We start from the raw sequence: 19,467 nt of genomic DNA, 5'->3' as shown, positions 1-19,467 counted from the left end.
AGAATTTTCTATTTTTGCCGTATGAAATTCCGCACCGAAATCGAAATATCACCTCTCGGGGTGCAGATCGGCTACGACAGCCGTGTGCTGACGCTCGGGTCGTGCTTCGCCGCACATATCGCCCGGAAGCTCGCCGCCGCCAAATTCCGTGTCACGGAAAACCCCTCGGGCATCCTTTTCAACCCGCTGTCGATCGCCGCGGCGATCCGCAGTTACGCCTCCCCAGCCGCCGTGACGCGCGACGAACTGGGGTTCGACGGCGACGTGTGGTACCACTTCGGATTCCACGGCGACTTCTCGGCCCCGACGGCCGAAGAGGCCCTCGCGCGGATGAACGCCGCGCGGCGGGCCGGGGCCGAAGCGCTCCGCACGGCCGACCGGGTGATCCTCACGTTCGGCACCGCGTGGGTATATGAACGTGACGGTGAGGTCGTTGCCAACTGCCACCGGCGTCCTGCCGCGGAGTTCTCCAGACGGCGGCTGTCGGTGGAGGAGATCGTGAAAACGTTCGCGGAGCTGATCGAGGGGCCGCTTGCCGGGAAGCAGATCATCCTGACCGTCAGCCCGGTGCGGCATCTGAACGACGGACTGGCGGGCAATGCCGTGAGCAAGGCCACACTGCGGCTGGCCGCGGAGGAGCTGACGCAAAGGTTCAAGTGTACGGCGTATTTCCCTGCCTATGAAATCGTTACCGATGACCTGCGCGACTACCGGTTCTATGCCGACGACCTCGTACACCCTGCGCCGCAGGCCATCGCGTATGTCTGGGAGAAATTCACCGCCGCGGCCCTCTCGGACCGCGCCCGGAGCCTGCTTCCGGAGGCCGAAGCCATCGTCGCCGCGGCGGCCCACCGCCCCCGCAATCCGCAGGGCGAGGCGCACCGGGCTTTCTGCCGCCGTCAACTGGAACGCATCGCCGCACTTCCGGAGATCGATTTTCAGTCGGAAGCGGCCTGTTTCCGCCGATGTATCGAAATAAATTCGTAAATTTGCGGCCAATTCCATTACGCAGATGACAAAAAAACTCTTCCTATACGCCATAGCCGCTGCGGCGGCTCTCCAGAGCGTCGCGGCGCAGCCCCGGCTGATCGTCCAGATCGTCGTCGGCTCGATGCGCGGCGAGGACCTCGACCGTTATGCCGAAAACTTCGGCGAAGGGGGCTTCCGCCGTCTCACCGAGGGCGGCACGGTCTATGCCGACAGCCGCTACGACTACCTGCAGACCACCACGCCCGTATCGCTGGCCACGCTCACCACGGGAGCCATGCCCTCGACCCACGGCGTGATCGGATCGCGCTGGGTGGACTACACGACCAACCGGGTCGTCGAACTGACCGCCGGACGCCGCGGCCCCGGGGCCTACAACCTGATCGCCCCGACGCTCTCGGAGACGTTGCTGCAACACGCTCCCAGCAGCCGCTCGGTGACCGTCGCCGCCGAAGCCGTGTCGGCCGTGGTGATGGCCGGACGCGCCGGAGAGGTCTTCTGGCTCGACTCGGCGCGCTGCGACTGGGTGACCTCGCCCTACTATGCGTCCGCGGTTCCCGAGTGGATCGACCGCAGCAACCGCGAGCGGTACAACCTTTCGTACATCTCGACCGAGTGGCGCACGCTGCTCGAACGCGGCCGTTACCTCAACACCCGCAACTACGACATCGCGCTGGCGGGCAAGAGCCGGAAAGAGAAAGACCTGAACGGCTCGGGACGCCTGAAACTGACCGACGACTACGAGCGCCTGCTCTACACCCCCGCGGGCAACACCGCGGTGCTGGGACTGGCCAAGCAGGCCATCGCGCAATACAAGCTCGGCGACGACAAGATCCCCGACCTGCTGAACATCTGTCTCGACACGCCGCGCCGCATCAGCGAAGCCTACGGCCCCGAGTCAATCGAGGTCGAGGACATGTACTACCGGCTGGACCGCGATCTGGCGGATTTCCTGACCTTCGTATTCGCGCAGGTCAAGGACGGCAACGCGATGGTGGTGCTCACCTCCGACCACGGAACGAGCCCCTCCTACGACGCGGGACCGGACGAGGCCGACCGCTTCAACCCACGGCAGTTCGAGGTGATCGTCAACGGATTCCTCAACGTCCGCTACGGCGTGGGCGACTGGGTGGTGGAGTACAGCGACCGGAGCGTATGGCTCAACCACAACCTCATCTACGAGCGGGGGTTGAACCTCGCCGAAGTGCAGAACGAGGTGGCCATCTTCGCCATGCAGTTCAGCGGCATCTCCCACGCGCTGGCCGCCACGGCCATGCGCACGAGCTATTTCGGCAGCGGGTATGCCCGGCGGATGCAGAACAGTTTCTACCCCCGGCGTTCGGGCGACGTGATCCTGAACCTGATGCCCGGATGGATCGAGGAGCAGGAGCGCTGCTGGTCGATGTCGGGCTCGATGTACGGCTACGACACCGAGGTGCCGCTGGTCTTCTACGGCAAGGGTGCCGGCATGCAGCGGGTGAACCGCCGCGTGGACATGACCGCCGTGGCCCCGACGCTGGCGCGGCTGGCGGGCATCCGCGAACCGGCGGCCTCGGAAGGCGGGGTTTTAGAGGAAATTGCAGAATAAAGGAGGAGTAATTTCGACCGAAACCCGGTCGCATGCGATAAGCCCCTCCCGAGGGAGGGGTTTGGGGTGGGGTCAGACTTGCAAACGACGCCACGGGCGGCGACAACGACGAACGGAAGAGAAACGACCATAAAAAACGTTATACCATGGATAGCATACAAGAGGACATCATCGAGGAATTTTCCGTCTTCGACGACTGGCTGGACAAATACGACTACCTGATCGGACTGAGCGAAACGCTCCCCCCGATCTCTCCCGAACACCGCACGGGGCAGTACCTCATCGAGGGGTGCCAGTCGCGGGTATGGGTCGACGCACGGCTCGAAGACGGCAAGGTTTACTACACGGCGGACAGCGACGCCATAATAACCAAGGGCATTATCGCGTTATTGATCCGCGTACTGAACGGCCGCACGCCGCAGGAGATACTCGACACGGAGCTCTACTTCATCGACGCCATCGGGCTTTCGGCCAACCTCTCGCCCACGCGGGCCAACGGGCTGGTGTCGATGGTCAAGCAGATGCGGCTGTACGCACTGGCATACGCAAGCAAAAACAAGTAAAAAGGCAATGACACCCGAAGAGATCCTGCAGGTGGAAAAAGACATAGTCGCCACCCTCAAGAACATATACGACCCCGAAATCCCGGTCAACATCTACGATCTGGGGCTGATCTACGAGATCGACTACACGCCTGACGGCGTGGCTACGATACGCATGACCCTCACCGCCCCCAACTGCCCGATGGCTGACATGCTCGTCGAGGACGTGAACATTCAGGTCGGAAAGGTCAAAGGCGTGAAATCGGTGAACGTCATTCTCACGTTCGACCCCGTGTGGGACAAGAGCATGATGACTGAAGAAGCGCTGCTGGAACTCAATATGTTCTGAGATGGCGGGCACGGCGGAACGCACGGTGGAACGGCTGCAGGCCGGAGCCAGAGAGTACGCCTGCGGCGGTTACCTCGGCGGGCTCGGCACGCTCCAGCGCACCGAGATCTGCACGGCGCTGATTTTCGACCGCCTCAGCCGCAAGATGCGCATGGTCGGGGAGCTCCGCAGCGAGGCCGCCGACAACTGGAACCAGACCTTCTACCTGCTCTATTTCCGCACGCTGGGCGACCGCCGCAATCAGGAGGCTTACCTCGAACTGGCGCGGCGCGTGCCCTACAAGACCGTGCTGCGCGAACGGCTGGCCCCGCATGCCGTCGAGGCGATGCTGTTCGGCGCTTCGGGGTTGCTGGAGCTCTACCGCAACGACACCTACACGCTCGATCTGAAACGCAGTTTCGAATACCTCGCAGCCAAATACGGCATCGAGCCGATGGAGGCTTCGGCATGGACGCTGACCGAGATACGCCCGGCCAACCACCCGGTGCTGCGGCTGGCGCAGGCCGCGGAGTTCTTCTCGCAGGACGAGTTCGTGATGGAGCGCGCCATGTCCTGCCGCACGGAGGAGGATATTCGGGAGCTGTTCTGCATCGAGGCGTCGCCCTACTGGCGCACGCACCACATCCCCGGCGCCGAGAGCGACGAAAGTCCCAAGCGCATCGGGGCGTTCAAGGCCAACATCATCGGCATCAATCTGGTCGCGGTGCTGCAATTCGCCTACGGCAGTTACACGGCCAACGAGCGGCTGCGCGACAGCGCCCTGACGCTCATGGAGCGGCTGCCGGCCGAGGACAACCGCTACATGCGCGACTGGATGTCGGCAGGCGTCCGGCCCCGCAACGCCTTCGAATCGCAGGCCCTGCTGCAACTGGCCACCGAGTACTGCGCCGGAAAACGCTGTGCGGCGTGTCCCGTCGGACGACGGATCGTGCGGCAAACGACCATGGCAGAAGACTGAACGGCGGACATTTGGGCTTTTCCGGAAAAATAATTACTTTTGTGCAGTTTCACGCTCCCGACGGCAGACCCGAAGTCCGGCATCTGCCGTAAATCGTGTTTACACCCATGCTTTTCAATTCATTCGAGTTCGCACTGTTTCTTCCGGTCGTCTTCCTGCTCTACTGGTTCGTGTTCAACCGCAGCCTGCGGGCGCAGAACCTCTTCGTCGTAGGGGCCAGCTACCTCTTCTACGGCTGGTGGGACTGGCGGTTTCTGATACTGATCGCCTTCACGTCGCTGTGCAGCTACGCCAGCGGGCTCCTGATCGAACGCTTCCGCGGAAAGCCGCTGGGCAGCATCGTCAGCGTGGGGAACATCCTGCTCAACCTCGGCATCCTCGGCATCTTCAAATACTACGACTTCTTCGTCGCCTCGTTCGCCGAACTCTTCCACATCGCCGCCTACGACAACCTCCTGCTGCAGATCATCCTGCCGGTCGGCATCTCGTTCTATACCTTTCAGGCCCTGAGCTACTCGATCGACGTGCATCGCGGGAAACTCGCTCCGACGCGCGACGTCGTCGCCTTCTTCGCCTTCATCTCCTTTTTTCCACAACTGGTGGCCGGACCCATCGAGCGGGCCACCAACCTGCTGCCGCAGTTCCTGCGGCCGCGGGCGTTCGACACGGCGCAGGCCGTGGACGGACTGCGGCAGGCGCTGTGGGGATTCTTCAAGAAGATCGTCGTGGCGGACAACTGCGCCATTCTGGCCAACGGCATCTTCGACAACTACGAGACCCTCTCGGGAGGGGCGCTCGTCATCGGGGCCGTGGCCTTCTCGTTCCAGATATACGGCGATTTCTCGGGCTACTCGGACATCGCCATCGGCATCTCGCGGCTGTTCGGATTCAGCCTCATGCGCAATTTCAACTACCCCTACTTCTCGCGCGACATCGCCGAATTCTGGCGCCGCTGGCACATCTCGCTCACCACATGGTTCCGCGACTACGTCTACATCCCGCTGGGCGGCAGCCGGGGTTCGAAATGGACGGTATTCCGCAACACGCTGGTCATCTTCCTCGTCAGCGGATTCTGGCACGGCGCCAACTGGACCTTCATCGCATGGGGCGGTTACCACGCACTGCTTTTCCTGCCGCTGATCCTCTCGGGACGCAACCGCAAATACACCGGGGACGTCGCCGCAGGACGCACCCTGCCGACGGCACGGGAGGCCCTGCAAATCGCATCGACCTTTGCGCTGGCGGCCGTGGGCTGGATCATCTTCCGCGCCGAAAGCATCGGCGACGCATGGCACTACATCCGGCGCATCTTTTCCCCGGCGCTCTTCGACCGCGTGGCGCTCGGCGGCAGCTACGAATCGCCCGGCATCAACGCCATCATCGGCGTGGTGATCCTGATCGCGGTCGAATGGAGCCAGCGGACCCGCCAGCACGGGCTGCAACTGACCGGACGGGCCCGCATCCGCCGCCAGAGCGTGCGCTATGCCGTTTATTACCTGCTGATACTGGGCATCTACATCATGCACGCCCAGCAGCAGACGTTCATCTATTTCCAATTCTGATCCTGCCATGAACCGATTCCTGCGACGCATATTCTGGTTCGTACTGCCCGTAGCCGCCGCGGCCGCCGGCGCGGAATGGGGACTGCGCAGCATTCCCCACCAGCTCGGATACAAGGCCGCCTACATGGAACGGCACGCCCCGCAGATAGAGGTACTCTCGCTGGGGCTCTCGCACGCCTTCTACGGGCTCGATTTCCACGCCTCGAAATTCCGGGGATTCAACCTCGCCTATCACGGACAGCCGCTCGACCGCGATCTGGAGCTGTGGGAAAAGTATGCCGGCCGGCTCACGTCGCTGCGCGGCGTGGTGATCTCGCTCTCGTGCTGGAGCATCCACCACCGGCTCCGCAAGGACGGCGAACAGTGGCGCGTCCCGTTCTACACGATCAATTACGACCTGCCGGGACCGTGGTACGCCTTCAAGGAGCGTTACATCATCGCCTACCCCTCGCCGGCGTTCCGCTACCTGAAACATGCGCTGTCGCCCGGCGACATCCGCGCCGAAGGCAACACCCCGCAGGACGAATTCGGCTCCTACATGGTCCTGCGCGACAACCGGCGCCCCGACTGGGACCAGCGCACGGCCGAAGGCGTCGCCCGGAACCATTCGGCGTTCGATCCCGAAGACGTGGCCCACAACCGCGAGGTGCTGCGCCGCATCGCCGCCGACTGTGCGGCGCGCGGCGTCCGGATGGTGCTCTACACCCCACCGACATGGCCCACCTACTACGAACACCTTTCGGACGAAGTCGTGGCCCTCACGCGGCAGATCGGCACGTCGCTGGCCCGGGAATTCCCCAACGTCCGCTATGTGGACCTGCTGAAAGACAGGCGGTTCACGGCCGACGATTTCTTCGACGCCTCGCACCTCAACTACGACCACGGAGGCCCGAAGCTCATCCGCATCCTCGACGACGAGATCGCCGAGGACCCTTTCCCGGCAAAATAATTCGCAGAAAACCCATTCTGAGGCGGCTGCCCGGATGGATTTCGAAAAATTATTCTTATTTTTGTAGGATTTAGAACCGTAACTCCGAAAACAACAACAACATTATGGATATTCTTGCAAGTATAATCAAAGTCCTTTTCGGTTCGAAAGCCGACAAGGACCGCAAACAGATCGAGCCTTATCTGGAGAAGATCAAGGCCGTCTATCCCTCGATCGAGAAGCTCTCGAACGACGAACTGCGCGCCCGCAGCGAGGCGCTGAAGAAGCAGATCGCCGACTTCATCGCCGCGGACGAGGCGCACATCGTCGAACTGAAAACCATCCTCGAGAAGCCCGAGACGCAGTTAGAAGAGAAGGAGAAGGTCTCGAAGGAGATCGACGAGACGACCAAGCGCATCGACGAGAAGATCGAGGAGGTACTCGACAAAATCCTCCCCGAGGCGTTCGCCATCATGAAGGACACGGCGCGCCGCTTCGCCCAGAACGACACGGTCGTGGTGACGGCCAACGATTTCGACCGCAACCTCGCCGCGACGAAGGATTTCGTCACCATCGAGGGCGACAAGGCCGTCTACGCCACCCACTGGCTGGCCGGCGGCAACGACATGAAGTGGGACATGATCCACTACGACGTACAGTTGTTCGGCGGCGTGGTGCTCCATCAGGGCAAGATCGCCGAGATGGCGACGGGTGAGGGAAAGACCCTCGTGGCGACGCTCCCCGTATTCCTCAACGCACTGGCCAAGAAGGGCGTGCACATGGTGACGGTGAACAACTACCTCGCCAAGCGTGACTCCGAGTGGATGGGTCCGATGTACCAGTTCCACGGCCTTTCGGTAGCCTGCATCGACGACACGCAGCCCAACTCCGACGAGCGCCGCGCGGCCTACATGGCCGACATCACGTTCGGAACCAACAACGAATACGGCTTCGACTACCTGCGCGACAACATGGCTTCGTCGCCCAAGGACCTCGTGCAGCGCAAGCACCACTACGCCATCGTCGACGAGGTCGACTCGGTGCTGATCGACGACGCCCGGACGCCGCTCATCATCTCGGGTCCCGTGCCCAAGGGCGACGACCAGATGTTCGAGCAGTACCGCCCAGCGATCGAGAATCTCTACAACCTGCAGAAGAACCTCGTGACGGCCCTGCTGGCCGAGGCGCGCCAGCTCATCACGGCCGGCAAGACCGAAGAGGGCGGTGTGAAGCTCTACCGCGCCCACAAGGGTCTGCCGAAATACAAGCCGCTGATCAAATACCTCTCGGAGCAGGGCGTGAAGGCGCTGATGCAGAAGACCGAGAACACCTACATGCAGGACAACAACCGCCGCATGCCCGAGATCACCGACGACCTGTTCTTCGTCATCGATGAGAAACTCAACTCGGTGGAGCTCACGGACAAGGGCCACGAGGTGCTGTCGAAATACTTCAACGAGGACGGATTCTTCGTCATGCCCGACATCGGCGCCGAAGTCGCCGAGCTGGAGAAAGCCGGACTGACGCCCGAGGAGAAGGCGCAGAAGCGCGACGAGGTGATCAACGACTACTCGATCAAGTCGGAGCGCGTACACACGGTGATCCAGTTGCTGAAGGCCTTCGCCATGTTCGAGAAGGACATCGAATATGTGGTGATGGACAACAAGGTGAAGATCGTCGACGAGCAGACGGGCCGTATCCTCGAAGGCCGCCGCTACTCGGACGGACTCCATCAGGCCATCGAAGCCAAGGAGCATGTGAAGGTCGAGGCCGCGACGCAGACGTTCGCCACCATCACGCTGCAGAACTACTTCCGCATGTATCACAAGCTGGGCGGTATGACCGGTACGGCCGAGACGGAGGCTTCGGAATTCTGGAGCATCTACAAACTGGACGTCGTGGTGATCCCGACCAACCGCAAGGTCGTCCGCGACGACCGTCAGGACCTGATCTACAAGACCAAACGCGAGAAATACAACGCCGTGATCGAGGAGATCGTCAAGCTCGTCGAGGCGGGCCGCCCGGTACTGGTCGGCACCACGTCGGTCGAGATTTCGGAGCTGCTGAGCCGCATGCTCAAGCTCCGCGGCATCAAGCACAACGTCCTGAATGCCAAACAGCATGCGCTGGAGGCACAGGTCGTGGCCGAGGCCGGACGTTCGGGGCAGGTGACCATCGCCACCAACATGGCGGGCCGCGGTACCGACATCAAGCTGGCGCCCGAGGTGAAGGAAGCCGGCGGTCTGGCGATCATCGGTACGGAGCGCCATGAAAGCCGCCGCGTCGACCGCCAGTTGCGCGGACGTGCCGGACGTCAGGGAGACCCCGGATCGTCGCAGTTCTTCGTGTCGCTCGAGGACGACCTGATGCGCCTGTTCGGATCGGGCCGCATCGCCGCGATGATGGACCGCATGGGTCTGAAGGAGGGCGAGGTGATTCAGGCCGGGATGATGACCAAGGCCATCGAACGCGCCCAGAAGAAGGTCGAGGAGAACAACTTCGGCATCCGCAAGCGGCTGCTGGAGTACGACGACGTGATGAACTCGCAGCGCGAGGTGATCTACACCCGCCGCCGCCACGCCCTCTACGGAGAGCGCATCGAGATCGACCTGAATAACATCATGTACGACTACGCCGACAACTTCGTGGAGGAGAACCGCGGCATCGACCTCGAGGATTTCCGCATGGAGCTGATCCGCGAGGTGGCCGTGGAGCCCCAGATCGACGAAAAGACCTATGAGGACGCCAAGCCCGCGGAGCTGGTCGAAGTGATCGTCAAGGCGCTGAAGGAGGCTTACGCCCGCCGCGCGAAGGCCGTGGCCGACACGGTGCGCCCGGTGATGGAGCGCATCTACGAGGACAAAAAAGACCAGTTGGATTCGAACATCTACTTCCCGCTGACGGACGGGCATCTGGGTTACAACGTGCCGGTGAACCTGCAGAAATGCAAGAACACGGACGGCGCGGAGATTTACAAGGTATTCTCGAAAGTGGTGATGTTCACCACCATCGACGACGCATGGCGCGAGCACCTGCGCGAGATGGACGACCTGCGCCAGAGCGTGCAGAACGCCACTTACGAGCAGAAGGACCCGCTGCTGATCTACAAGTTCGAGTCGTTCGGGCTGTTCTCGAAGATGATCGTCAAGGTCAACCGCGACGTGCTGGCCATTCTCAACAAAGCCTACATCCCCGTGCGCGACCAGAACGCCGAGGCGGTGCAGCGTCAGCAGCAGGAGCGCGCCAAGGTCGACGTCAACAAGCTGCAGGCTTCGCGCATGCAGGCTGCGGCGCAGGCCGGGCAGGGGGAGCGTCAGAAGCCGATGCCGATGCACGTCGAGAAAAAGGCCGGACGCAACGACCCGTGTCCCTGCGGTTCGGGCAAGAAGTACAAGAACTGCCACGGCAAGGGCATGTAAGACATGCCTTTGAGAGGGAATCTGCGTAACAATATAGAGATATGGCTTATCAGGAGGAGAAACAGCGCCAACTGGACCTGCGTTACCTGCGCATGGCGAGCATCTGGGCCGAAAATTCATACTGCGTACGCCGCAAGGTCGGGGCGCTGATCGTCAAGGACAAGATGATCATCTCCGACGGCTACAACGGCACCCCCTCGGGCTTCGAGAACATCTGCGAAGACGAGAACGGCCGCACGAAGCCCTATGTGCTCCACGCCGAGGCCAACGCCATCACCAAGGTCGCCAAGTCAGCCAACAACTGCGACGGGTCGACGCTCTACATCACCGCCGCGCCCTGCATCGAGTGCTCGAAGCTGATTATTCAGGCGGGCATCAGGCGGGTGGTCTATGCGGAGGATTACCGTTCGGAGGAGGGATTGGACCTGCTGCGCCGCGTCGGCATCGAGTGCGTGCAGTGCCAGCTATGAAACGTATCGTCATCGTGGGCGCCACATCGGGCATCGGGCTCGAAGTTGCACGGCTCTGCATCCGCGCGGGATGGCGCGTCGGAGCGGCGGGACGCCGTCAGGAAGCCCTCGACGCCCTCCGGGCCGAGGCCCCCGCGCAGGTCGAGGTCGAAGCGCTGGATGTCAACCGCGACGACGCTCCGGAGCGCCTCGCACGGCTGATCGAACGGCTCGGCGGCATGGACACCTACCTCCACTCGTCGGGGATCGGCAGCCGCAACACCGACCTGCGTCCCGACATCGAGATCGCTACCCTGCGCACCAACGGCGAAGGATTCGTAAGGATGGTGACGGCGGCTTTCGGTTACTTTCGCGCCCACGGCGGCGGGCATCTGGCCGTCATCAGCTCGATCGCCGGCACCCGGGGCCTCGGATCGGCGCCCGCCTATTCTGCGACCAAGCGGATGCAGAACACCTACATCGACGCACTGGCCCAGCTCTCCCGGATGGAGGGGTATGGCATCCGGTTCACGGACATCCGCCCGGGATTCGTGGCTACCCCGCTGCTGGCCGGGGACGGGAATTACCCGATGCTGATGCCGGCCGGAAAGGTCGCGGCGCGGATCATGCGCATCCTCCGCCGGCCCCGCCGCCGGGTGGTGATCGACCGCCGCTATGCCGTGATGGTCTTTTGCTGGCGGCTGATCCCCCAGTGGCTCTGGGAACGGCTGAAGGTGCGGACAAAAGGATAAGGGAGAACCCTGCGGGACGATTTCCGCAGGGTTTTTCGTCGCAGGGCCGAAAAAATTCACTACATTTGCCCCGAATGGCACGACAGCGGCACACACCCAAAGGGCGGCTTCTGATGACGGGAACGATTCTGTTGATCCTGTTGGTGGCGGGTGTGCTCGTCACCGGCCGCATCATCAACGGAATGGCCGTGCAGATGAGCGAACGGGTCATCACGCAGATCAGCCAGTATCACTACCGGCTCCTGCAGGCCGAATTCGGACGTTCGGAGGAGGTGCTCACGGTGGCGGCGCAGTTCATGCGCACGCATCCCGCGGCCTCGGAGACCGAACTGCAGGTGCTGGCCTCGACGCTGACGGAGATGGACCCCAAGGTCGGCCGCATCTGGTTCATGGAGGAGAGCCGGCATATCCTCCGCAGCTACGCCCGCGGCGGGGAATTGCAGGTCTCGGCGGCCGGTGAAGAATTGCGGCGGCAGGCGGCCCGGATGCAGGACGATTCGGTCCGGAGCCGCGTGAACGAGCAGGTGTGGAGCATGTCCTGCCGGGTTCGGGACAGCCGGGGCAAGGGACACATTTGCGGCATCGACCTGCCGTTGCAGGCGATATACGACCACATGGCCGAGCAGAATCCCCACAGCCGCAGTTACGCCATCCTGCTGGACCCCGAGGGGATGACCGTCTACCACCCCAACCCGCAGATACTGGGACATCCGGCGAGCGAATCGACCGCATCCGAAGCATTCCGGGAGGTGTTGGCCACGGGGCAGCAGACCATTACCTACTCCGTTTCGGAGTATCTCGGCGTCGAGGAGGAGCGCATCTACTATCCCCTCCAGCTCGGAGGCCGCCGCTGGGTGGCGGGCATCGGCATTCCCCGGCTGGCCATCGAGCAGGACATCGACGATTTCCACTTCTACACGATTTTCACGGCCGTCATTTCGGTGCTGTTCTTCGCAACGCTGCTCATCGTGGCGCAGCGCCGCTGGCGGCGCGAATACGACCTGCGGCGCCTTTCGGAGCAGGAGTCGGCGCAGTTGCATCTGCAACAGGTGCTCGAACAGATCGACCCCCATTTCCTGTTCAACTCGCTCAATTCGCTCTACGCCCTGATCCGCTGCAACCCCGAACAGGCCCGGGAGTTCACCCTCACGCTCTCGAAGGTCTACCGCCATGTGCTCGAACGCCGCAAGCAGATACTCTCGACTCTCTCGGACGAGATCGACTTCACATGGCAGTACTACTCGCTGCAGAAAATCCGCTTCGGCGACCGCATCGAACTCACCACGGCCATCGACCCCGCGCTGCGCAACTGGCGCATCCCGGCGATGAGTCTCCAGACGCTCGTCGAGAACGCCCTCAAGCACAACCGCATCACGGGCCGCAACCCGCTGCATATCCGCATCCGCACCGAGGACGAGAGCCTCCTGATCGAGAATAACTTCACCCCGCGCAGCGAAGGCAACACGGAGTCGCTGGGCGTGGGGCTGGAGCGCATCCGCTCGGTATACCGGTTCTACACCGAGGAGAACATCTCCATCTCGTCCGACGCCGAGTCGTTCCGCTGCCGGCTGCCGCTGCTGCCGCCGGAAAAGCAGAATTAGTCCGAAACTCCGATTTTCGGGTCGGGCCGACCCGTCTAATTGCGGCATTCACTCCCCCAAACCGGGCATTCGTCCCGATTCGCTTTTCTTTAAAAAATTTAAATTTTATTATTGCATCGTGCGGATCAAGTATCCGAAAGAAACCGAGCAATAATAAAACATGAACACACGACGATTTACCCTGATGGCAGCAGCCCTGGCAACGCTCTTCCTGCTGGCAGCCGCTCCTGCGGAGGCCAAGAAGAAGCCGGGCCGCAAATCGAAGAAAACCGAAGCCGCAGCCCCCAAGGCCGACTCGCTCAAGAAAGACAAGAAGAAAGGTTACGAGGAGCTGCTCAAAGGCGCCGTGACCGACAAGGGACTGTTCGACGTCCACCGCAAGGGTACGGATTTCCTGTTCGAGATTCCCGACTCGCTGATGGGCCGCGACATCCTGATCGTCAACAAGATATCGGGCGTACCCTACGCCCTGAACGACAACGGCATCAACAAGGGCATGGGCTACGGCGAAAAGATCGTCCGTTTCCGCAAGGACACCCTTTATAAAAAGGTCTGGGTCATGACCTACGACCCGCGCATCACCTCGCCCGAGGGCGACCGCATCACCCGTTCGGTGAAGGACAACTACCGCGAGACGGCGATCGAGCAGTTCCCGATCGAGGCCTACAACCAAGACTCCACGACGGTGGTCATCAAGGTCAACAAGGTCTTCGACGGCAGCGAAAAGAGTTTCAACAACGTCTTCGGGGCACTCCGCATCAGCGGCTCCCCGAAAAAGGAGCTCTCGAAGATCGAGTCCGTGAAGTCGTTCCCCGAAAACATCATCGTCAAATCGACCCTCTCGGGTTCGCACTCCGGCGAGGGCGGCTCGACAGCCGTCACCGTGGACATCACCTCGAATCTCGTGCTGCTGGCCAAGGAGCCGATGGTGGCCCGTTTCTCCGACGAGCGCGTGGGCTACTTCGAAATCGGGCACCTCTATTTCAACGACAAGCAGCAGAAAGCCGAGGAGCGGGCGTTCATCAACCGCTGGCGGCTGGAGCCCAAGCCCGAGGACGTGGAGCGTTACAAGCGCGGCGAACTCGTGGAGCCCCAAAAGCCGATCGTGCTTTACATCGACCCGGCGACGCCGCCCGTATGGGTACCCTACATCAAGAAGGGCATCGTCGAGTGGCAGGAGGCTTTCGAAGCCGCCGGATTCAAGAACGCCATCATCGCCAAAGAGGTCGATCCCGACGACAAGGAGTTCGACATCGACGACGTGCGCTACTCGGTGGTGACCTATGCCGCCTCGGAAACGGCCAACGCCATGGGGCCCTCGGTGATCGACCCCCGCAGCGGCGAGATCATCGAAGCCGACATCATCTGGTGGCACAACGTAATGAGCATCCTTCAGGCGTGGATCCGCCTGCAGACCGGCGCCGTAGACCCTCAGGCCCGCGGCAACGAGCTGCCCACGGAGCTGATGGGCAACGCCGTGCGCTTCGTTTCGTCGCACGAACTGGGGCACAGCCTCGGGCTGAAGCACAACTTCGGCGCCTCGTATTCGGTACCGGTGGATTCGCTCCGCTCGAAGACCTACACGGCATCGCACGGCACGGCCAGCTCGATCATGGACTACGCCCGATTCAACTATGTGGCCCAGCCCGAAGACGGCATCACACAACTGACGCCCAAGATCGGGACCTATGACAAACACGCCATCAACTGGGGTTACCGCTGGCTCGGCGCCAAAGACCCCCACGAGGAGCTGCCGACGCTCAACGCTTGGCTGCGCGAGCATGAGAACGATCCGGAATACTGGTACGGCGAGCAGCGGTTCCAGAACAACGAAGACCCCCGTTCGCAGTCGGAGGACCTGAGCGACGACGCCGTGGCGGCCAGCCTCTACGGACTGAAGAACCTCCAGCGCATCATCCCCCACGTCACGGACTGGGCCTCGGAGGAGGGCGAACTCCAATATGAAAGCGGACGGTTCCTGCTCTCGATCGTCTTCCAGTGGATGGCCTATGCCGACCATGTGAAGACCAACGTCGGCGGATTCTACCTCAACAACGTCGTGGCGGGACATGACATCGACCGTTACGTCCCGGTTCCGGCCGACTACCAGCGCAAGAGCGTCAAATACCTGATCGATCAGGTGTTCACCACTCCCGAATGGCTGTTCAACGCCAAGGCATGGAACAAGGCTTACGCCCAGCGGCTGTCGCCCGTGGGGATGATGGAGTACGCTCCCTACAACTTAGCGCGCGAACTACAGTACACGGTCTATTACGGACTGCTGGCCGACGAACGGCTGGTGCGCATGTACGAGGTCGAGGCACGGCAGGGACGCGGGGCAAAGACCTACACTCCCGAGCAGATGCTGGACGACATCACCCGCGCCGTCTTCATCCGCCCCGGAAACCGCACCCTCTCGATCTGGGAGCGCATGAGCCAGAAGAACTACCTCGACGCGCTGATCGTCTCGTCGAACATCACGATGGTCAAGACCACCAAACTGGGTTCGACGCTCCACGACCACGACGGACGCGGATGCTGTTCGCTGATGCACGAGGCTCCGGAGCTGAAGCTCGAACCGCTGCCGAGGCCCGAGGACATCGAGTTCCGCACGACGCGCAACTACGACCTGATGAAGCGCGTCAGCGAGACGACCTCGGCCAAGCGGGCCGAGATGCGCAGGCTGCTGACCCTTGTGCAGAGCCGCAGCGGAAGCGGCGACCAAGCGACCCGGAACCATTACCGGGACCTCGAACTGAGGCTGAAAGAAGCCCTGCGCATGTTATAAGGCAAAATCCCCGAGCTGCAAAGCCGTCTTCCTCCCGGAAAGACGGCTTTGCGGCTCCTAAAGGGAAACCGAAACAGGTTACAGATTAAAACATATTTGCAATATATAACTCCGATTTGACACAAAAAATAACTCAAACACATTTACTTTCACAGCATGAAAAAACTCTTTACGCTATTCGTTCTGATCTGTCCGCTGCTCGCACTGGCGCAGCAGACCCGGCAGATCACCGGCCAGGTCCTCGACCGCGCCGACGGTGCGCCGCTGGTAGGCGCCACCGTCTTCATTGCGCCCGAAGAGACTCAGGCCAAGGATTACAACCCGCAGGGAACCATCGCCTACGAGCAGGGGCGTTTTGCCTTCAAGCTGCCCGTAAGCGTCAAGAAAGTCGTGGTCAGCTACCTCGGTTACGAGGCGCAGACCCTCGATATCTCGGGAAAAAGCAACTTCACGATCTACCTCTCGGCCTCGGAAAGCAAGCTGGACGCCGTGGTGGTGACCGGTTACCAGCGCATCGAGAAGCGCAAGCTGACCTCGTCGATCTCCAACGTCAAGATGTCGGACATCGCACGCGACGGCGTGGCGAGCGTCGACGAGATGCTTTCGGGCTCGATCGCCGGTCTTACGTCGACCCCCACGACGGGTGCGCCGGGCGGAGCCAGCAAGGTCAAAATCCGCAGTACGGTGACGCTGAACGGCAACACCGACCCGCTGTGGGTGCTGGACGGCATGCCGCTCGAGGGTAACGACATTCCCTCGGACTGGTCGTCGAAGGAGAACGTCGACAACCTCTACAACATGTCGATCGCCGGTCTCAACCCGGCCGACATCGAGGACATCACCGTCCTGAAGGATGCCGCGGCAACGGCCATCTACGGCGCCCGCGCAGCCAACGGCGTCATCATCATCACCACCAAGAAGGGCCGCCGCAACCAAGCTACGCGCGTCAACCTTTCGGCGTCGCTCTTCGTGACCGACCGTCCCAATCTGGACAAACTCAACCTGATGAACGCCTCGCAGAAGGTCGATTTCGAATTGGGGCTGGCTTCCAACGGACGGCTCAACTACCTTTCGGGCATGGGCGGCGTAGCCCGCGCACTGGATCAGGCAGGCGAACGCGCAGCGCTCATCGCAGGCGGCTTTTCGTCACTTTCGCCCGAAACGCAAGCAGCAATCAACGCCCTGCGTAAGGACGGGACCGACTGGGGCAAGGAAATTTATCAGGTGGCGCTCAACCAGCAGTACAGTTTCAGCATCTCGGGCGGCGGCAACAAGGCCAGCTACTACTTCTCGGGCGGCTACTACAATGAGCAGGGAACGACTGTCGGCACGGGCTTCGAGCGTCTGAACCTCACGCTGAAGACCGATTACGACCTGCTGAAAAACCTCCGCTTCGGCGCATCGGTATTCGTGGGACAGAACAAGAACGACTCCTACGTTTCGGACACGGACGTCTTTACCAACCCCTCGCGCTACACCCGCGTGGTGAACCCCTACCTGTCGGCCTACAACCCCGACGGCAGCTATCTCTACGATCCCGACATGACGGCCCGGCAGCGGGACAGCGACGTGCTGGACTACAACTACTTCGAGGAGCTGAACAACACGGAGTACACGCTCAAGACACGGTCGATCAAGACGATCTTCGACCTCGACTACCAGCCGGTGAAGGGGCTGCGCCTCTACACCCAGTTCGGATTGCAGGTCGATAACTCGATGACCGAGAAGATGGCTCAGGAGAACTCCTATTTCACCCGTAAATACGCCCGCAACTCCGTTGTCGATGGCATACGCTACATGCCCGAAGGCGGCGTGATCCAGAACTGGAACAGCGATATGTCGCAGTACAACTGGAAAGCGCAGGCCGAGTATTCGGGGACCTTCGCCCAAAAGCACGAACTCGACCTGATGGCCGGTCTGGAGATGCGCGGAACGACCAACACCAGCATCCATACCAAAGGCTTCGGCTACGACCACAAGACGATGGTCACCGAACCGATGCCCATTCCGTCGGGTGACGCCGGAGAACGCCTCGCCAACAGTTCCTATTTCAAGCAATACCAGAAATCGTTCTACGAAAACCGCTATCTCTCGTACTTCTTCACCGGATCGTACACCTACGACAACCGCTACACGATCTTCGGCTCGATGCGCTACGACGGTACGAACCTCTTCGGCGTCGATCCCAAGTACAAGTTCAACCCCATGTGGTCGATCTCGGGTGCGTGGAGCGTCAACCGCGAAAAGTTCCTGCGCAACGCCAAATGGCTCGACAACCTGCGTCTGAGGGCTTCCTACGGCGCTCAGGGAAATATCGACCGCTCGACGTCGCCCTACATTCTCGGAACATGGACCACCCGAAACGTCGGAGGCAGTTTCGAGGATGCCATTTTCGTATCCTCGCCGCCCAACCAGAACCTGCGCTGGGAGACCACCTACACATGGAACACAGCTCTCGACTTCGCAGCACTCGACAACCGGATCGGTTTCACATTCGAGATTTACGGCCGTCGCAGCGAAAACCTCATCACGACACGCTCGGTTCCGCAGGAGACCGGATTCACCTCCACGTCGAGCAACTTCGGCGAAATATCGAGTAAAGGTATCGAGTTCACCCTCAATACGGTAAACGTGCGCACGCGCAACTTCCGCTGGGAGACCTCGATCAACATCGCCCACAATACCGACCGGGTGGACAAGGTGCACATCGACGAAAACAGCTACACCCCTTCGAAGGAGGGCTATTCGTCGAGCGCCGTATTCGCCTACAAGACCGCAGGGCTCGACGAGTACGGTATTCCCATGTTCTGGAAAGACGGACAGAAGGTGTCGCTTCGGGAGTTCACCGATTTCCGGCTCGACAAGACCGATTACGGATTTTTCGTCCTGTACGATCCCCGGGTTTCCACTTCGCAGAGCGCCATCCGCAACAATCTCTCCTACATCGGTTCACAGAATCCGAACATTACCGGAGGTTTCAACAACCGGTTCTACTACAAGAACTTCGACCTGTCCGTATCGTGCAACTTCGTCTTCGGCCAGCTTGTGAAACGCACGCCGTTCTACAGTCCGACCCAGACCAGTCCCGGCGAGAACAACACGACCGAAATCAGACAGATCTGGTCCCCGGAGAACACGTCGGGCATCTACCCCGCCCTGACCGGCAGTCGCAAACCGGACGGGACAACATGGGAAGGATGGGACGAATGGGAAGCCAATCCCGATCCGTACTATCTCTACAACTGGATTCTGGAACAATACAATTCGATCAGCGGCGCCAGTCTGTTCGACAACCTCGACATCTGGTACAAGAAGATCAACTACTTCCGCGTGAACAGCATCCGTCTGGGATACGCTTTCCCGGAACGAATCACCCGTAAACTCCACATGGCCGGTCTGCGCATCCATTTCGAAGCCCGCAACCCGTTCGTCATCGCCTCGAACTACGACGGATATTTCGATCCGGAAACCTACGGCAGCATCTATTCGCAACCGATGGCACGCACCTATTCGGTCGGTCTCAACATCACTTTCTAATACGTTC

General features: G+C 61.1%; 13 protein-coding genes. All 13 read left to right on the top strand.

Annotation, left to right across the window (positions count from 1 at the left end):
- Positions 1-21: 21 nt before the first annotated feature.
- The 13 genes from BN5935_RS08905 (at position 22) to BN5935_RS08845 (ending at position 19,460) form a co-directional block, all read left to right on the top strand.
- The gene (locus BN5935_RS08905) at positions 22-987 is read left to right on the top strand and encodes a GSCFA domain-containing protein (protein WP_064975797.1); all 966 of its coding nucleotides are present in this window, start codon (positions 22-24) and stop codon (positions 985-987) included.
- Positions 988-1,012: 25 nt separating this feature from the next.
- A complete protein-coding gene (locus BN5935_RS08900; RefSeq protein WP_064975796.1) occupies positions 1,013-2,575 on the top strand; it encodes an alkaline phosphatase family protein in 1,563 nt (520 codons plus the stop codon).
- A gap of 146 nt (positions 2,576-2,721) precedes the next feature.
- Positions 2,722-3,138, top strand: coding sequence for a SufE family protein (locus tag BN5935_RS08895; RefSeq protein ID WP_064975795.1), 417 nt, complete (start codon positions 2,722-2,724; stop codon positions 3,136-3,138).
- A 7-nt stretch (positions 3,139-3,145) separates the two neighbouring features.
- On the top strand, positions 3,146-3,466 hold the full coding sequence (locus BN5935_RS08890; RefSeq protein WP_064975794.1) for a metal-sulfur cluster assembly factor: 321 nt from the start codon (positions 3,146-3,148) through the stop codon (positions 3,464-3,466).
- A gap of 1 nt (position 3,467) precedes the next feature.
- Entirely contained in the window at positions 3,468-4,424 is a 957-nt protein-coding gene (locus tag BN5935_RS08885; protein ID WP_064975793.1) for a DUF2851 family protein, read from the top strand.
- A 107-nt stretch (positions 4,425-4,531) separates the two neighbouring features.
- Complete coding sequence (locus BN5935_RS08880; RefSeq protein ID WP_064975792.1) at positions 4,532-5,986, top strand: MBOAT family O-acyltransferase; 1,455 nt, start codon at positions 4,532-4,534, stop codon at positions 5,984-5,986.
- 7 nt (positions 5,987-5,993) lie between these two features.
- The gene (locus BN5935_RS08875; RefSeq protein ID WP_064975791.1) at positions 5,994-6,935 is read left to right on the top strand and encodes a hypothetical protein; all 942 of its coding nucleotides are present in this window, start codon (positions 5,994-5,996) and stop codon (positions 6,933-6,935) included.
- A gap of 104 nt (positions 6,936-7,039) precedes the next feature.
- A complete protein-coding gene (secA, locus tag BN5935_RS08870; protein WP_064975790.1) occupies positions 7,040-10,333 on the top strand; it encodes a preprotein translocase subunit SecA in 3,294 nt (1,097 codons plus the stop codon).
- A gap of 41 nt (positions 10,334-10,374) precedes the next feature.
- Positions 10,375-10,803, top strand: coding sequence for a deoxycytidylate deaminase (locus BN5935_RS08865; protein WP_064975789.1), 429 nt, complete (start codon positions 10,375-10,377; stop codon positions 10,801-10,803).
- Positions 10,800-11,534, top strand: coding sequence for an SDR family NAD(P)-dependent oxidoreductase (locus BN5935_RS08860; protein ID WP_064975788.1), 735 nt, complete (start codon positions 10,800-10,802; stop codon positions 11,532-11,534). The genes BN5935_RS08865 and BN5935_RS08860 overlap by 4 nt, the downstream gene beginning before the upstream one ends.
- A gap of 74 nt (positions 11,535-11,608) precedes the next feature.
- A complete protein-coding gene (locus tag BN5935_RS08855) occupies positions 11,609-13,135 on the top strand; it encodes a histidine kinase (protein WP_064975787.1) in 1,527 nt (508 codons plus the stop codon).
- 160 nt (positions 13,136-13,295) lie between these two features.
- A complete protein-coding gene (locus BN5935_RS08850) occupies positions 13,296-15,923 on the top strand; it encodes a zinc-dependent metalloprotease (RefSeq protein WP_235821059.1) in 2,628 nt (875 codons plus the stop codon).
- A gap of 156 nt (positions 15,924-16,079) precedes the next feature.
- Positions 16,080-19,460, top strand: a complete 3,381-nt coding sequence (locus BN5935_RS08845; protein WP_064975785.1) for a SusC/RagA family TonB-linked outer membrane protein — start codon at positions 16,080-16,082, stop codon at positions 19,458-19,460.
- The last annotated feature ends 7 nt before the right edge of the window (positions 19,461-19,467 follow it).

The organism is Alistipes provencensis, assembly GCF_900083545.1.
In the GTDB taxonomy this organism is placed as follows: domain Bacteria; phylum Bacteroidota; class Bacteroidia; order Bacteroidales; family Rikenellaceae; genus Alistipes; species Alistipes provencensis.
The sequence above is the reverse complement of the archived record's forward strand: the minus strand, read 5'-3'. Positions and strand labels throughout refer to the sequence as shown.

Bases quoted from the DNA above. Each gene is read 5' to 3' on its own strand.
- BN5935_RS08905 (WP_064975797.1), top strand. From the start codon at position 22: ATGAAATTCCGCACCGAAATCGAAATATCACCTCTCGGGGTGCAGATC.
- BN5935_RS08900 (WP_064975796.1), top strand. From the start codon at position 1,013: ATGACAAAAAAACTCTTCCTATACGCCATAGCCGCTGCGGCGGCTCTC.
- BN5935_RS08895 (WP_064975795.1), top strand. From the start codon at position 2,722: ATGGATAGCATACAAGAGGACATCATCGAGGAATTTTCCGTCTTCGAC.
- BN5935_RS08890 (WP_064975794.1), top strand. From the start codon at position 3,146: ATGACACCCGAAGAGATCCTGCAGGTGGAAAAAGACATAGTCGCCACC.
- BN5935_RS08885 (WP_064975793.1), top strand. From the start codon at position 3,468: ATGGCGGGCACGGCGGAACGCACGGTGGAACGGCTGCAGGCCGGAGCC.
- BN5935_RS08880 (WP_064975792.1), top strand. From the start codon at position 4,532: ATGCTTTTCAATTCATTCGAGTTCGCACTGTTTCTTCCGGTCGTCTTC.
- BN5935_RS08875 (WP_064975791.1), top strand. From the start codon at position 5,994: ATGAACCGATTCCTGCGACGCATATTCTGGTTCGTACTGCCCGTAGCC.
- secA (WP_064975790.1), top strand. From the start codon at position 7,040: ATGGATATTCTTGCAAGTATAATCAAAGTCCTTTTCGGTTCGAAAGCC.
- BN5935_RS08865 (WP_064975789.1), top strand. From the start codon at position 10,375: ATGGCTTATCAGGAGGAGAAACAGCGCCAACTGGACCTGCGTTACCTG.
- BN5935_RS08860 (WP_064975788.1), top strand. From the start codon at position 10,800: ATGAAACGTATCGTCATCGTGGGCGCCACATCGGGCATCGGGCTCGAA.
- BN5935_RS08855 (WP_064975787.1), top strand. From the start codon at position 11,609: ATGGCACGACAGCGGCACACACCCAAAGGGCGGCTTCTGATGACGGGA.
- BN5935_RS08850 (WP_235821059.1), top strand. From the start codon at position 13,296: ATGAACACACGACGATTTACCCTGATGGCAGCAGCCCTGGCAACGCTC.
- BN5935_RS08845 (WP_064975785.1), top strand. From the start codon at position 16,080: ATGAAAAAACTCTTTACGCTATTCGTTCTGATCTGTCCGCTGCTCGCA.